We start from the raw sequence: 16,213 nt of genomic DNA on the forward strand, positions 1-16,213 counted from the left end.
AAATATCCGTGATTCGGGGCACTAAAGCAACTATAGTTCATGGTTTCGGATCAGGCATTTTCATGGTGCTCCTTAAAAAGATTGAAAGCCTCTTCGTTGCCCTGCTGATAGGCCAGATCAAGAGCTGTAAGGCCGCGCGCATCGCGTATGCTGGTATCAGCTCCAGCATCCAGCAAAACTTTTACCATTTGATTACGACCAAACAAGGTTGCAAACATCAGGGCTGTTCCGCCACTTCCGTTCTGCAGGTTCAGGTCTGCGCCATTTTCAATTAAAAGCTTAGCAATTTCAGAATAGCCTTTAAAGCTCACGCCCATCAAGGCTGTATTGCCGCTGTTGTCCTGTGTGTTCGGGTCAGCTCCGGCTTCAAGCAATAGTTTGGTAGCATCCAGGTGACCATCATAGCTGGCTATAATAAGCGGCGTAAAGCCGCGGCCATTGGTTATGCTCAGATCGGCACCTTCTGCAATCCGCTCTTTCAGGTAAGTTACATCGCCATTGCGGGCAGCATCAATTAAAAGGTCATCCGGGTTAGTGGAATAAAAGGTCATAGGTAAAGGATTTTGTTATAAGGCTGGTTACGTAGTATAACTTTAAATGGCTGCGCTTATCTTTATAGTTTATAGTCGGATTAAAATCAAACATATCCGGAGCGGGCAGGTTTTCCGTTCAGTTAAATAAAACTATAGTTATGCTCGATATCGTAATTGAAGCCCGAAAGGCATCGCTGGCACCGGGTATGGATGTGCGCCGTATTCTGCCATTCAGGCTGCGCCGCATGGTAGGCCCGTTTATATTTATGGACCATGCCGGCCCCGTGGATGTAGCTCCTGAGCAAACCCACAACATGGATGTTTTGCCTCACCCGCACATTGGCTTATCAACGGTAAGCTACCTGTTCGGCGGCCAGGTTACGCATCGCGACAGCCTGGGTGTAGAACAGATCATCAGGCCCGGGGAAGTAAACTGGATGACAGCCGGCAGCGGTATTGCCCATTCCGAGCGCTTCGAAGACCCCAGTGCCCTGGCAGGCGGCAACCTGGAGATGATACAGACCTGGGTAGCCCTGCCTGAGAAAGACGAAGAAAGTACCCCAGCTTTTACAAACTATAAACCGGAACAGTTGCCCGTTTATACAGATAACGGGATATGGATGCGCCTGATTGCCGGAGATGCCTATGGCTTACGAAACGATGTAAAAACCCACTCCCCCCTGTTTTACCTGCATGTTGTTTTAGAACCGGGCGCCCGCATCAATTTACCCACTGAACATACAGAGCGTGGCATTTATGTAGCAAAAGGAAGCATAGAAGTCAGTGGAAGAACTTATACTGTAGGTCAAATGCTGGTGTTTAATAAAAATGCCGAACCAACTATAGTTGCCAGAACGCCGGCTACACTCATGCTGCTGGGTGGCGAACCACTGGGTGAACGCTTTATCTGGTGGAACTTTGTATCGTCGCGGAAGGAACGGATAGAGCAGGCCAAAGCCGACTGGAAGGAAGGCCGCATTATTTTGCCTCCAAACGATAACCAGGAATTTGTGCCGTTGCCCGAAGACAAGTCCAAGCCGGCAGGCGGCCCGGCACCACAAGCGTTATCTTAATCAGTTTGAATCTACAGAAGCTGGTATTTCAGTAAAGTATTTCGCAACAAGTTTTAACAAGGCATCGCGGGTGAGCGGTTTACTCAGGAGTTCTGTTACGCCCGCAGCTTTTACCTTTTCTATATCACGCGGATTTGCCGAAGTGGTAAGCACGGCTATCACCACGTTATGGTGTTGCATGGCTTCCATATTATTCAGCGTATCTAGAAAGCCAAATCCATCCATGATAGGCATATTGATATCCAGCAGAATCAGGTTGGGCACACAATGCTCTCCGCTGGTTTTCGATAGTTCGCAACGCGCCTGAAGTAAGTCAATTGCCTCCTTGCCGTTCATACAAACCAGCAGTTCACTGGCAATACCTGCACGTGTTATAGTTAGTCTGTTAATATAATTCGTGGTCTCATCATCATCAATGAGCAATACCGAAGGTACTTTCTTCATAAAATTTCAATCTCCTGAATACGAGCCTAAGCTATGGCAACTATAAACTACCGTTATAGATCAGCTAAAATATTCTTTTACACGTTTTTAAAGTAAAGTTCAAAGGTTGTGCCTTCTCCTTCGTTACTGATCACTTCAATGTATCCTCCGGAGTTATCAATCAAGCGTTTTACAATGTAAAGTCCCATGCCTGTACCATCAACATGCGTGTGGAAGCGCTTAAACAGCATAAACAACTTCGACACGTTGGCAGGGTTAATTCCCAGGCCATTGTCATTTACCGACAGCTTTATAAATCCATCGGTTGCTTCCGTTTTAATGCTGATTACCGGATCTCTGTCTTTTGCTTTGTACTTAATCGCATTGCTGATCAGGTTATACAGCACGCTGTGAAGGTTCTTTTTAGAGAAAATAACCTTGGGAGCAGCATCAAAATCAACCTGAACCTGGGTTTTTTCATGAGATAGCTGGTCCTGCAGACTTTGCCTCACATCCTCAAACACCTCACGCACATCCACATGTTCAGGCTCGCCATCAATGTCGCGCTGCACTTTTGCTATATCTGTCAGGTCCTGAATCACATTCTTGAAACGAACTATAGCTCCTTTCATCATTTCAAAAACAGGTCCGGTTGGCTCTCCGGGAATGGGTCCTGCGGTAGCGATCTGGTCTTCCAGTAATAACATCAGGCCTTCTATGTTCCCGATCGGTGATTTCAGGTCGTGCGAGGCTGTGTACACAAACGTATCCAGGTCTTCGATCACGCGCAGCAGGTGCTCGTTGGTCTGCTGTAGTTTTTCCTGGGTATTTTTCAGGTCAGTAAGGTCAATGAATGAGCCCAGTACACGATACGGCATCTGGTACTCGTTGTGCATAATGTATGCTCTATTCGATACAAAGGCAAAGGTGCCGTTCGCTTTTCTGATCCTGTATTCCCCGGACCATTGATCTTTACCGGTATTGATGACGTTATTTATAGCATTTACTACCTTCTTACGGTCATCGGGGTGAAGCAGGTTAAACCAGCTGTTTACACCTTCGCCCATCTCCGATATTTCGTAGCCCAACATGGTTTTAAGGCTGTCGCTCCACCAGATTTCGTTGGTTACCAGGTTCCAGTCCAGGATAACATCGTTCGTCGCCATCGACACCATTCTGAAGCGCTCTTCGCTAGCGGCAAGTGCAGCAGTACGTTCTGCGACCCGCTTCTCCAGCTCGTTATTCAGCTTTATCAGGTCTTCTTCTGCCGCTTTAAGCTCTTCATAGGCCATCAGCACTTTGTCTTCGCTGCTTTTTTTAACGGTAACGTCGCCCATCGTCAGGGTAACACCATCCCCCATTTTTACAGCTGCCAGCTCGTACCAGGTTTTGTCACCATTTACCTCTAATTGCTGCTCAATATGGAACGATTTGCCTTCTTCGGCTACCTGCACCAGTTTGCGGAACAGGCCTGCTTTTTTAAGGTAGGGCATGCTCTCCAGCACACTCTTGTTTAGCAGATCAGCCTGTGATGCATCTATTAAAGCTTCGGCCTTTTTGTTCAGCAATGTCCAGTTAAAGTCAACAATGTTACGTCGCTCATCACGTACCGCCTTGAAGGCCATAATACTGTTAAGCGAACTGTTCAGCACGCCCTGTACTACATTGCTCAGTGTCTTCAGGGTTGTTACATCAACAAAACTGATTACTATGCCATCCTTATTTCCATCCCGCTTCAGGTATGGGATAATACGCATCAGGTAATACCGTCCATCCTGGGTTTCTATCTCCTGCTCTACTTCCGCCGAAGTATTGTTGACCTTCTTTATCTCATCTATAAACTGGCTATACTTCAGGTTATGCGACAAGTGGTGTATAGGGCGGCCCAGGTCGCTTTCTATAATGTTGATGAGCTTACCAACAGCCGGGGTAAACTTACGGATAGCCAGGTGATGGTCCAGGAACAGCTGCCCGATGTTTGAGCTGCGGATATAGTTATCCAGGTCTTCGTTCAGTTCCTGCAGTTCCTTTATTTTTAGCTGGTGCTCTGAGTTTACAGTATGCAGTTCTTCGTTGAGCGATTGCATCTCTTCGTTGGAGCTCTGCAACTCCTCGTTGCTCGACATCAGCTCCTCGTTGCTCGATTGCAGCTCTTCGTTGGATGTACTCAGATCCTGTACCGTCATGTGCAGGCTTTCGCGCACTTCCTTCAGCTCCATTTCCAGTGCGGTAAGTTGCTGATAATAGTCTGTATCCGATACAAAGGTCATGTCTGATACTTTTGGAAGCGGCGTTACTTCACCAAGTTCCTGCAACAGCACCAGTATTACTTTAGCCTGTCCTTTATCAACAGCTACCGGCCTGATAGAAACATGCACAAGCTGTTCCTTTTTGCCCATTTTTACGGTTACCTGTCGCGCTACCACCTTGCGGTCCTGCTTCAGGGCCTTGCGGATGCCAACACTCAGCGTGACAGCCAGCTCTTCAGGCACCATTTTAATCAGGTTGAAATGCAGGCGCTTATCCGGGAATTTAAGGAAACGATTTATATCGCCGATGCCATGTAACAGTTGATACTGCTCATCAACATAAAGGGCCGTTACCTTAAAGTCTTCGGCCACGGCATCCATAAACGAGTTGTTGTAAAGCGCTAGCGATACGTTTTTATATTGGGTATTCTGACTCAGTGGAAGATGGTTTGTGTTGTTATAGCTCAGTCCATAGGCTTTCTGGCGGCCTGCCTGCTGGCTTTCTTTTGTTTTGCGGAACAGCTTCCATTTGCGGTTCTCTTCTTTAAAGTAAGAACCCATATCGCCGATGTGCTCGCTTGGCCCCAGCATCAGGTAGCCACCAAAGTTAAGGGCATACGGAAACAATGCAATTACCTTGTTCTGCAACTCTGCATTCAGGTAAATGAGCATGTTCCGGCATGTAATCAAATCTATACGACTATAAGGCGGATCTTTCTGTAGGTCGTGCTGCGCAAAAATCACCAGTTTCCGGATATCATCTTTTACAATGTACCGGTTGTTCTTTAAGGTGAAGAAACGCTCCAGACGGGCTGCTGAGACATGCTTGGCAATACTGAGAGGGTAACTGCCTTTTGATGCCTGTGTAATCGCCTGCTGATCTATGTCCGTAGCGAAAAGCTTTATGTTAGGCTCTCTGTCCAACTTCTCGTAGGTTTCGGCAAAAAGCATAGCCAGCGAGTATACTTCTTCGCCGGTACTGCAGGCGGCCACCCATACTTTAACAGGCTGGTCTTCCGGCTTGTTGTCAATTATCTTCGGAATGACTTCGCTTTCGAGCAGTTCAAATGCTTCTAGGTCGCGAAAGAAGCTGGTTACGTTAATAAAGAATTCCTGGCAAAGCTTTTTAATTTCGCCTGGGTTCTCATGCAGGTAATCCAAATAAGCAGCCAGGTCCGCAACCTTTAAACTATCCATCCGCTTCCGTATTCTACGGTTAATGGTAGCTTCCTTGTAATCCGAAAAATCGGTTTGGGTGTGGTTGCAAACCAGATCTAATATTTCTTTTAAAATTTCCTGATCGCGGTCTTGTTTGTTATCGTTTATCAGAGATCTGAGCAACGGAATTTTTTGAGTATAAGAGATAATTTCTTCGGGCATGTGCTCCGGCGCAAGCACATAGTCCACGTTACCGGCATCAATGGCGCTGCGGGGCATTCCATCAAACCTGGCAGTGTCCGGGTCCTGAACTACTACCATGCCGCCTGCTTTTTTAATAGCCCTGGCTCCCTTTGTTCCGTCTGTACCGGTTCCTGATAAAACTACACCAATGGCATATTTGCCCCTGCTCCTGGCCATCGATTCAAAGAAGAGATCAATAGCAAAATTAGGTTCACGGCTACGGGCTTTGTCGGTCAGGCGAAGGCGACCGTTCTCGATTGTTAATTGTTTCCCGCTTGGCAGCACATACACGCAGTTTGGCTTGGTAAACATGTTGTCTTCCGCTTCCAGTACTTGCATGCTGGTGTGTTTGCTTAGCAGCTCCGCCATCAGACTTTTATGGTCAGGCGACAAATGCTGAATGATCACAAACGAAAAACTAGAGTTATTAGGGAAGTGATCGAAAAGCACATGAATTGCTTCCAGGCCACCCGCAGATGCACCAATCCCCACAAGGTAGTGGTCGGCCGGTTTTGCCTTCTCGCTTTTGGTTGTTTTGGCAATTGTCTTTGGTAACTTTTCTGGTACTGACTTCATGTATGCGGTAGTCGTATTATAGCTTCAGGCTTTCACTAGTATCTATCTTTCATCAGCTTCTCCAGAACAGCGTGCCGTAGCGTTTCTGCAGCATCGGCATCGTCTGCATTCCAGGGAAGCGAAGTAAATTTCACCGTTTCTTTATAGATCTCAAAAGAGTTTCGCGGATGGTAGCTTTTGCCGTCTGGCTCCATTTGAATCGCGTTGTTAGGGTTACCGCCCCAGTTTACTGTTTGCTGCACTTCAGGACGGAAACCCAGAATAAATTCCCCTTGTTCAGCGTTTATAGGAATAGCTAAAAGCCCGCTTGCAATTGTGTGGTAGGCCTTGCTATGTGGGTAAACCTGCGGCAGCACATTGGTAACATATAAGCCCCCTGCATTGTTGCGACGCAGCCACGATACCAGATCTCTCATTTCCTGTTCCGAAGGTGTTTCGCCGGCAACCCACACAGTTCCTTCATAAAATACGGCTGCTCCAGCCAGGTCGAAAAGCTCCAGAATTGTAGTCTCTCCTTCCAGTAAGCCTTCGGCAAAATTTGTGCTGGTGTATAGTTGCTCCAACAGGCTGGCGTGTACACTACGAAGCTTTACTCGGTGCGCCATCGTTTCTTCTTTATGCCGGGCTTCCAACTGTGCAGATAGAATACCGGAAAGCAGTTCCATAGCAGAGCGCATTTCGTAGCTCGGGTACTTCGGCGTTTTATGATGGCACGAGATCAATCCCCACAATTTATTATCGATGATCAGGGGCAGCGACATAGAAGCATCTACATTCATGTTGGTCAGGTACTCCAGGTGCACACTGGCTACACTGCGTAAGCTGCAATCTGATAAATCGGTAAACTTATGCGTGATTGGGTTAAGCACTGGTACCAGCCGCACAGGCGTATAGTTGCGCGTTGGTATCAGGCGGTACGGGTTTTTAAAGTACAGATCACGGGCTTGCTTTGGCACATCAGATGCCGGGAAACGAAGGTCAAAGTAATCGTCCATGTCTTCTTCACGGGCCTGTGCTATCACAATGCCGTTCCAGCTCGGGTCGAACTGGTACACCATTACCTTATCAAAACCACTGAACTTTTTAAGCTCCTCAGCTGCCACCTGGGCCACCTGCGGGATCGTTTCCGGCTCTTTCAGCAGGGAAGTGATGTACTTGAGATGCTGATACAGACTGATGAACGACTCCTGCACGGTAGGTTTACTTTCTTCAAGCTCTACCAGAATGTACTCGGCATGCTGTAAAAAAGTAGACGTGAAGGATTTCTCTACACCATCAACTATAAACGTGAGCGTGAACGGAATTTTATCCTGATTAGCATGGGCACCCAGCTTGGAAGTAATCTCAGCTAACTGGCTCTCCTGTATCAGGCTTGCAAAGGGCTTGGAAAGCAGCTCATCAGCTGTAATCTGCAAAAAAACCTCAGTATTGGCACTGGCTTGCAGAATCCGTAACTCCTGTTTATCGAGCACCAGCAACATGCCATGCGGCTGTATCAGATTGACCAAGTGTAAGGGAATACTTCCGCAAACTTCTGAGTCATAGTTCTTTTCGAGCGGGATATTTACTGGAGCTGGACTGTATTGCATTCGTACTATTTATAGCGTTTACCAACGTGGCAATGCCATAAACATACACATTAAGCTGCAGAAAGTTTAATTTTAACTAGGATAAAATTTACGTAATAACCACAACAAGTTACGTATTTACCACAATAACAGAGTTGCCTGCCATTAAAACGGAGCATCTGTTTTATAAGAACATAGCTAACCGGCGCTTACTTTTAGGCCTGTAAAGAAGTGCCCTTCTGGCTAAAGGGTTTGCCTGATTATATACCTATAGTTTTGAACTGATGCCCGGAACGAGCAATCAGCATTAGGCTGAAATAAAGTTACTCAGATTCTGCATCCTGCCAACTTATAGATTATAGTTTTAAACTTCTTCCTGCAAGTTAGTAATGAAGTATTTACCCGTGTTGATGCCATCTACCAGATCCTGAACAGTTCTGCTTTTAAACACTCTGAGTAAATGCTCGCGGTAAGCTTTAATCTCGTCGTGCAACGGGCACGGATGCAGGTCAGAGCATTGCTTCATGCCCATGCCGCATTTCCGGAAAGCTTCCAGGCCATCTATCGTTTGTACTACTTCCAATATGCTTATCTCGGCGGCGGGACGATGAAGGAAAAAACCACCACCAGGACCCTTAATCGAAGCGATCAGGCCTTTGCGTACCATGTCCTGCAGAATTTTACCGATAAAGTGCATCGGTAACTCTAGTTCTTTAGCAACTTCTTTTATACCTGTTTTAAGCCCTAGTGCGTCCTGTATAGCAATATACACGATGGCGCGCAGGGCATATTCTGTTGTTTTCGATAACATGGAAAAGCGTTTATTCTCTAAAAACTGGTACGGCTGCGAAGTTAGTTCTTTGCTTCCAGTTGCCGCATTCCTTCTGCTGTAATCATTTCGGTAGACCACGGTGGAGACCACACCAGGTTTACTTTTACGTCCAGGTTCGGGAATCGCTTCAGCAGGATCTGCTCTGTTGCGTTAACTATAGTTCCGCTCATCGGGCAGCCGGGTGTGGTAAGCGTTAGGTTCACTTCTAAGGTGTCGCCGTCTAAACTTACTTCATAAACAAGCCCCAGATCCACTATGTTTATGCCAACTTCCGGGTCGATGATGTATTTCAGGGTTTCGAATACCTCGTTTCCGAAATCCTCAGGCACGTGCGTTTCCATAGGTAAAAGGTTTAAGTTCCTGAACTTTGTGTAATAGTAATTGGAAAACAGATACAGTATACAGCACCGATGTGAGTGTAAACCCAATAGCGCCGGCCAGAATTACTTGTTGGTTGCGGAGCAGCACTCCCGTTAACAGTAGTAGAAAGCCAAGCAGGTAAGTTATGTTCAGGCAACGCTGCAAAGTATGGTTATAGAGATCTTTGGGCAGCGGTGTTTTAAAACGGCCTACATAGTTCTCGTAAGCGTGCATCCAAACTATAAACGGCAAGGTTTTAAAAGTTTGCCCTACTATAATAGCAGATACAAACCCGAAGAAAACTGAGATGCCATACACCAGGTAAATAGACGATAACAGTTGCTGCGGCAGGTTTAAGTTGCTACTCACAACTATAACCAGCACCAGCGGCAAAAGCAGCAGGCCCAGCGCTACAAAGGTTTGTTTCATACCCAAATCCACGTCGTGCCGCTGGCGTGTTTTGCTGGTCTCGTAAACGAACAGCAGGAAAAGCACTACACCAACTACTACCAAACCCGCATACACCGGCAGCAAAGCAGTATGAAAGAACAGGTGATCGAAAATGAAGAACACCAATCCGGCATTGATCAGGTTATAGCTCCAGTTCAGCTTTTTAAAGTTCTCAGCATGAGCCAGCAGAAACATCGGTATCAGCTTAGCCCCTACCCCAATAATGAGTAGTAAAAACCAACCGGCCATGCCAATGTGTGCATGCAGTTTCAGGTAATGGGTGTGCTCTACCGGCAGAAAAGCCATAGTGAAATTCAGCACCATCACCAGCCCAACAATACCCGTTAACAACAACCAGATAGCCGATGTAACGATGAAGTCTGCCTCTATAGTCCATTTAGGTGCCAGCCGTGCAGTCTGGATTACGTTTATTGTAAAAAGCGTGAAGGAAATGACCAGGCTACAGGCAGCAACGTGTATCAAATACCCCAGCTCAAAATGCCAGAAGCACCAGGCCAGCAGTATGGTACCCGCTCCTAAAAACCCGAACGCTATAGTTGCCAGCTTCTCGGAGTATAGTTTACACTCCAGCACCACGGGCAACAACTGGTACAGCGCCCCGAAAATAAGCATGGTTGCCCAGCCCAATGCCGCCACGTGTGTTAGGGTCAGCAGTTTCGGGTGAAAATAGTGGCCGCCAAAAGCATCTGTAGAGAACAGCAACAGGATGCTAAGTGCCACAAAAGCCAGGGCAGCAAATGCATAGTGCGGCAGCACAACCCATTTGCCCGGCGAATTGGATGTAGTGGCAGCGCTCATCGTTTTATTATCTATAAATTAAAAGGTATACTTCGTTGGGGCCAACGTCATTTATTGCTACAGTAAAACCACGTTCTTCCAGTTGCGGCAACAGGAACTTCGGCACTCTTTTATGCGCTACATACAGCGCTTCATCGGTCGGCAATACTTCCAGCTCATCTAGTATAGTTACCATAGGCTGTGGCATTTCCAGGTGGCGCACATTTATGCGTTTTACCTTGCCGGCAAAGCGTGCCACGGCAGCTTCAAAGGTCACTGTAGCGGGTGCTATAGTTTTAGATCTAGCAGCTATAGTTTCACCTTCCTTCCAGAAATAAGTATGCACCAGGTCCGGCGACTTCACATCGGTAAAGTAGTGCAGGTTCTTCTTTTTCAGGATGGCAATCAGCGGTGTCGGTTCAAATGTGTTGATGATCAGCAATGCTTTATCACCAGTTATCTCTCCCACTGCACTCATAATCTTCCGGAAAGGGTCGTTGCCATCAGCTATATCCTGGCGCACATCCAGGGTAATAAGCTTGTTTCCCGGTAGTTGAACCAGGCAAGGTGGTAAATCAGCAACTATAGTTTCAGGAGTTTTCATTGCCGTGGTTGTATGTTGTTGTCCAGTTGTAAAGCCGAGCGGTTCCAGCTTCCGGTAAAAGGTCTCTACTTCGCAGCCGCCAATGCGCGCAGCATCAGCTATAGTTACCCGCGAGGCCAGTATCTTGCGCAGCACCGGATTCCGAAGTTTCTCAAAGTGCTTGTTGATACTGGCAATTGCGTCTATGGCCGCCGGGTTTTCCTTTATCAGGGCCGAGATTTTGGTATTGGCTGCAATGTTCATATGCTAAGCTGCCTGTGGCTTTGCTAACCAGAACTCAGGGGTGAAATTGTCCTGGCGCGGGTCATGGTTATGGTTCAGGAGATCAGCACTGGATGCCAGTTCTTCCGGGTCAACTACAGCCTGCAGGTACGGAAACAGTTCGCGTTCTTCCCACCGGATGTGGTCGGTCAGGTCGCGTTCCAGTACTTCAAACAACTGCTTATTCATCGGGCTGCCTTCTTTGATCAGCTCTATAATCGTATGAATAAGTTTGTGCTCTTCGGCCAGCCGTCCGCGCAGCGTATCATCGGTTTTTAAGATCCTTTCCAGCAACCACTCTTCTTCATCGCAGTGTTCTTTCAGAATGTTCTCCCAGAAATACCGCACGTAACTGCGCAGTACTTCCAGGTCTGTACCGTTCTTCAAACCCTGTCGGATCTTCCAGCAGAACAGCAAACCAAAGTGGTGCTCACGCGAAAGCGGCACTAAACTTTTATCTCTTTTTTGTGGTGTGATCGTCTTGTTCATAGCTATAGTTGTTTAATTGTCAGGCCAGGAATTGGGGACCGACAGGCGGTCAGAAAACAGGAAGTTAGTTAAGTATTCCTGCCAGTCCCTGCATCCTATAAATCATCTACTACTTCACTACTTCTTTTTCCATCTCAAGCGCTTTCGGGAACAGGATGTTGTTCTCTAAGTGGATGTGGCGGAAAAGGTCGTCTTCAAACTCCTTCAGTTTTTTGAAGGCTACGGTATATGTCGCGCAGGCATCGGCCGGCAAGGTATAGTTGTTGGTCAGTTCACGAATTCGCTCCAGCTCGTTGCCGGCGTGGTCGTGCTCCATTTCCATCATGTTGATCGGGTTCTGGATAGAGCCAAATGCTGCAGGCTCTAACTTCACGCCGCTCTTTTTAGCTTCGTCCAGCTGTTTAATATACGGGAATAGCACGCGCTCTTCTTTCGGCATGTGTGATTCCAGCTCGTTTGCCACGTTGGTAAAGTGCTTTACAACTTCCAGCAGTTCTGGGTGGCGCTGGCCATGTACACGGGCAATTTTAGTGGTGTATTCGTAAAGGGCCGGGATGGCTTCGCGCACATATTTGTGGTGCATGTTCACGATATAGTCCGCTAAAAAGCCTGGCTCCCATTTATCGTATTCAGCTTCACGCGCTTTCTCGGCTTCGTCCATGGCAATCAGTTCGGCTTCCAGCTCATCCTGACTGATGCCTTTTTCTTCGCAAACCTGCTTCACCGATTTTTTACCGCCGCAGCAAAAGTCAATACCATATTTTTTAAACACCTGCGCTTTACGGTAATCTTTGGCCACCAGTTCGCCAACAGTCTCGCCTTCGGCTGGTGTCAGTTTCGCAATGCGTACCTCCCATACTTCCGGGCCCTGCTCCAGGTACTCCCATTTAAAGGTGTTGCCACGCTCGCCTAACAGCTGGTAATACAGCGGTTTCGGATCGTGGTCGTTGTGGATAATAAAGGCTTCGCCACCCTTTAAGGCATCAAACCATTCGAAGATGGTCGGGTGCTTCATGCGTGGTTCCAGTACGGTAACGTCCAGTGTTTTAATTGTTTCTGTGCTTTCCATTTCGTTAAGATTAAAAGTCTTACTTCTTGTTGTTACAAATGTATTTAGTTGATGGCACAAAAAAAGAGTAAAATGTCTTTTATTAAAATGACATTCGTCATTTCTATTGGTAATTCTATATAGCACTTTTGAATACTTCTTTCTATTCAGAATTAATCACAGTCAATCCACCCTGTTCATGAAAAAAAATGCCAGCCCCAGCGCGAAAGGTCTCTCCTTTAAAAGAAAATTTACCGGCACCAAAAAGTCGCCTTATGAGCAGTATAAGTATGAACTTCGCTCATCCACTATTCGTAACCCTGCCGGCGATGTAGTGACCGAACTAACCGACGTGGAAGTGCCGGTACAGTGGTCGCAGATCGCTACCGATATTTTGGCCCAGAAATATTTACTCAAAGCAGGTGTGCCGCAGCCCGATGGCAGTACCGGCGCTGAGAGATCGGTAAAGCAGGTAGTGCACCGCCTGGTGGATTGCTGGAAACAGTGGGGCAGCAACTATGGCTATTTTGCAACAGAGCAGGATGCGCAGGTATTTTATGATGAGCTGGTGTATATGCTGCTGGGCCAGTATGCCGCGCCCAACTCGCCACAGTGGTTTAATACCGGACTCTATAGTTCGTACGGCATTACGGGCAAAGCGCAGGGGCATTATTATATAGACCCTGACACCGGCGAAATGAAGGAATCCACTTCTGCATTTGAGCGGCCACAACCACACGCCTGCTTTATATTGTCGGTGAAGGATGACCTGGCGAACAAAGGCGGCCTGATGGACTCGCTGGTCCAGGAGGCGCGTATCTTTAAATACGGCTCGGGGGTGGGTACCAACTTCTCGAATGTGCGGGGCAAAGACGAAAAACTGTCGGGCGGCGGTTCTTCATCGGGACTGATGTCGTTTCTGAAAGTGAACGACCGGGCGGCTGGCGCTATAAAATCGGGTGGCACGACGCGACGCGCCGCTAAAATGGTGTGCCTTGATTTAGATCACCCCGAAATTCAGGAATTCATCAACTGGAAGAAAGAAGAAGAGAAAAAAGTTGCTGCGCTGATTGCGGCCGGTTATTCTTCGGATTACGAAGGCGAAGCGTATGCTACCGTGTCGGGCCAGAACTCCAATAACTCTATCCGGGTACCGAACACCTTTTTTAAAGCCCTGAAAGAGAACGGCGACTGGCTCCTGAAAGCCCGCACCGATGGTAAAATTCTCAAGTCGATACCAGCCCGTAACTTATGGAAACAGGTTGCCGATGCTGCCTGGGCCTGCGCTGACCCGGGCGTGCAGTTCGACACCACTATAAATGAGTGGCACACCAGCCCGGCAGAAGGCAGAATAAACGCATCGAACCCCTGTTCGGAATACATGTTCCTGGACGACACAGCCTGCAACCTGGCCTCACTGAATTTGATGCGCTTTTTTGATGAGAAGAAACAACAATTTGATGTAGCCGCTTTTGAGCACGCTTGCCGCCTGTGGACTGTAGTATTGGAGATCTCAGTTTTGATGGCGCAGTTCCCTTCCGAAGCCGTGGCGCAGCGCTCTTTCGACTATAGAACCATCGGGTTAGGTTATGCTAACTTAGGTGCTTTGTTGATGGTGCAGGGCCTGCCCTACGACAGCAACGAAGCGCGTGCCTTGGCAGCTGGCATTACCTCTTTAATGACTGGTACCGCTTACCGTACCTCCGCCGAAATGGCCGCTACCTTGGGTGCTTTTGCCAAATACGACATCAACCGTGAGGCCATGCTCCGCGTGATCCGTAACCACCGCTACGCTGCTTATAACGAGGCAGACAACTATGAGCAACTAAGCATTAAACCAGTTGGATTAGATCAGCAATTATGCCCGGATTATTTGCTGAAAGCCAACCAGCAGGCATGGGATCAGGCATTAGCACAAGGCGAGAAATACGGTTACCGCAACGCGCAGGCTACCGTTATTGCCCCAACCGGAACTATAGGTTTGCTGATGGACTGTGACACGACAGGCGTTGAACCAGATTATGCGCTCGTGAAGTATAAAAAACTTTCCGGCGGCGGTTACTTCAAGATCATCAACCAGTCTATACCGGGGGCGCTTAAAAAGCTGGGCTATAGTTCAGAAGAGATCGAAACTATAGTTAACTACGCCAAAGGTCATGCCACGTTAAAAGGCGCTCCGCACATCAACCCGGAAAGTTTAAAGGCTAAAGGCTTTACCAATGCGGAAATTGAAAAGCTGGAAAATGCGGTGGCCACGGCCTATGATGTAACCTCGCTGTTCAGTGCCTTTACGTTGGGCGAAGCATGTTTAGAACGCTTAGGCTATAGTTCAGCGCAGTACCAGAAACCGGACTTTAACTTGCTGCAGGCGGTTGGCTATAGTTTCAGACAAATTGAAGAGGCCAACGATTATGTGTGCGGCACCATGACTGTGGAAGGCGCACCTCACTTAAAAGCAGAGCACTATCCTGTTTTTGATTGTGCCAACCGCTGCGGCAGCAAAGGCAAACGCTTTATCCATGCCGATGGACATATTAAAATGATGGCAGCCGTGCAGCCGTTCATTTCCGGAGCGATCTCGAAAACCATCAACCTACCGAACGAAGTAACGCCTGACGACATTGCCAGAAGCTACGAACTGTCGTGGGAACTTGGGTTGAAAGCCTGTTCTATTTACCGCGACGGCAGCAAACTTTCGCAGCCGCTTTATTCCAAATCCAGCAACTCGGAAGAGGAAGAAAAATCGGAAAAAGCTGATGAAAAATACAACGCCGAACAGGTGCTGAAAGCAGCACAAGCCATCCTTTCCGAATCTGCCAACGAAGTATTCCGTCAGGAATTATCGCGTATGGTAGAGCGAAGAAAGTTACCGGACAAGCGCAACGGTTTTACCCAGAAAGCTAAAATTGACGGCCACACCGTTTACATCCGCACCGGCGAGTATGAGAATGGCGAGTTGGGCGAACTGTTTATTGACATGTACAAAGAAGGGGCTTCGTTCCGGTCTATACTCAACTGTTTCGCTATTTCGGTGTCGCTGGGTCTGCAGTATGGTGTGCCGTTGGAGGAGTTTGTGAACCGCTTTACCTTTACCCGTTTCGAGCCGGCCGGTCGCGTAGAGCATCCGAACATAAAATCAGCCACTTCGGTATTTGACTATGTGTTCCGCTTGCTTGGTTTTGAATACCTGAACCGCACCGACCTGGTACACGTGCAGCCACAGGAGCCCGAAATCATAAACGAACCGCTGCCCGAGCCAGCGAATACTATAGTTGAGAAACCGGTTAATCAAACTAATCCCAACTGTTATAGTGTTGTAACTAAGAGCCGCACCGTATTGATGGAGCAAACGCAACAAGTACTGGCCAACATGATGGGAGATGCCCCGGCCTGCAACGTATGCGGGCACATCACCATCCGCTCCGGCACCTGTTACAAATGCCTGAACTGCGGTAATAGTTTGGGCTGTAGTTAATGTATTTTTGTCATTTCGAACGGTAGTGAGAAATCTGATACTTTTGATTCAGATCTCTCCTATGGTCGAGATG

Annotated in this window: 12 protein-coding genes; 2 read left to right on the forward strand and 10 right to left on the reverse strand. The window is 47.7% G+C overall.

What is annotated here, in order from left to right; genetic code table 11:
* Positions 1 to 50: 50 nt before the first annotated feature.
* On the reverse strand, positions 51 to 551 hold the full coding sequence (locus tag GXP69_RS15425) for an ankyrin repeat domain-containing protein (RefSeq protein WP_163915987.1): 501 nt from the start codon (positions 549 to 551) through the stop codon (positions 51 to 53).
* 140 nt (positions 552 to 691) lie between these two features.
* Between GXP69_RS15425 and GXP69_RS15430 the strand changes: the two genes are divergently transcribed.
* On the forward strand, positions 692 to 1,606 hold the full coding sequence (locus tag GXP69_RS15430; protein ID WP_163915988.1) for a pirin family protein: 915 nt from the start codon (positions 692 to 694) through the stop codon (positions 1,604 to 1,606).
* Here GXP69_RS15430 and GXP69_RS15435 read toward each other — a convergent pair whose 3' ends face one another.
* The 9 genes from GXP69_RS15435 to ric all read right to left on the reverse strand — a co-directional run bounded on the left by GXP69_RS15435 (position 1,607) and on the right by ric (position 12,686).
* A complete protein-coding gene (locus tag GXP69_RS15435; protein ID WP_163915989.1) occupies positions 1,607 to 2,050 on the reverse strand; it encodes a response regulator in 444 nt (147 codons plus the stop codon). It lies immediately after the preceding gene.
* A gap of 77 nt (positions 2,051 to 2,127) precedes the next feature.
* Entirely contained in the window at positions 2,128 to 6,255 is a 4,128-nt protein-coding gene (locus GXP69_RS15440; protein WP_163915990.1) for a chemotaxis protein CheB, read from the reverse strand.
* A 35-nt stretch (positions 6,256 to 6,290) separates the two neighbouring features.
* On the reverse strand, positions 6,291 to 7,844 hold the full coding sequence (locus GXP69_RS15445) for a GAF domain-containing protein (protein ID WP_163915991.1): 1,554 nt from the start codon (positions 7,842 to 7,844) through the stop codon (positions 6,291 to 6,293).
* Positions 7,845 to 8,187: 343 nt separating this feature from the next.
* The gene (locus GXP69_RS15450; protein WP_163915992.1) at positions 8,188 to 8,634 is read right to left on the reverse strand and encodes an RrF2 family transcriptional regulator; all 447 of its coding nucleotides are present in this window, start codon (positions 8,632 to 8,634) and stop codon (positions 8,188 to 8,190) included.
* Between the two features lie 41 nt (positions 8,635 to 8,675).
* The gene (locus GXP69_RS15455; RefSeq protein ID WP_163915993.1) at positions 8,676 to 8,996 is read right to left on the reverse strand and encodes a metal-sulfur cluster assembly factor; all 321 of its coding nucleotides are present in this window, start codon (positions 8,994 to 8,996) and stop codon (positions 8,676 to 8,678) included.
* The gene (locus tag GXP69_RS15460) at positions 8,977 to 10,284 is read right to left on the reverse strand and encodes a hypothetical protein (protein WP_163915994.1); all 1,308 of its coding nucleotides are present in this window, start codon (positions 10,282 to 10,284) and stop codon (positions 8,977 to 8,979) included. Before GXP69_RS15460 ends, GXP69_RS15455 begins: the two co-directional genes overlap by 20 nt.
* A 7-nt stretch (positions 10,285 to 10,291) precedes the next feature.
* A complete protein-coding gene (locus GXP69_RS15465; RefSeq protein WP_163915995.1) occupies positions 10,292 to 11,110 on the reverse strand; it encodes a DUF2249 domain-containing protein in 819 nt (272 codons plus the stop codon).
* A gap of 3 nt (positions 11,111 to 11,113) precedes the next feature.
* Positions 11,114 to 11,617 carry a hemerythrin domain-containing protein gene (locus GXP69_RS15470; RefSeq protein ID WP_163915996.1) on the reverse strand — a complete coding sequence of 168 codons (504 nt, stop codon included), beginning with the start codon at positions 11,615 to 11,617 and terminating at the stop codon, positions 11,114 to 11,116.
* 109 nt (positions 11,618 to 11,726) lie between these two features.
* Positions 11,727 to 12,686, reverse strand: a complete 960-nt coding sequence (ric, locus tag GXP69_RS15475) for an iron-sulfur cluster repair di-iron protein (RefSeq protein WP_163915997.1) — start codon at positions 12,684 to 12,686, stop codon at positions 11,727 to 11,729.
* Positions 12,687 to 12,864: 178 nt separating this feature from the next.
* On the opposite strand from ric, the gene GXP69_RS15480 reads away from it, so the two are divergent.
* Entirely contained in the window at positions 12,865 to 16,140 is a 3,276-nt protein-coding gene (locus tag GXP69_RS15480; protein WP_163915998.1) for a vitamin B12-dependent ribonucleotide reductase, read from the forward strand.
* Positions 16,141 to 16,213: the final 73 nt, after the last annotated feature.

Source organism: Pontibacter burrus (assembly GCF_010686685.1).
In the GTDB taxonomy this organism is placed as follows: domain Bacteria; phylum Bacteroidota; class Bacteroidia; order Cytophagales; family Hymenobacteraceae; genus Pontibacter; species Pontibacter burrus.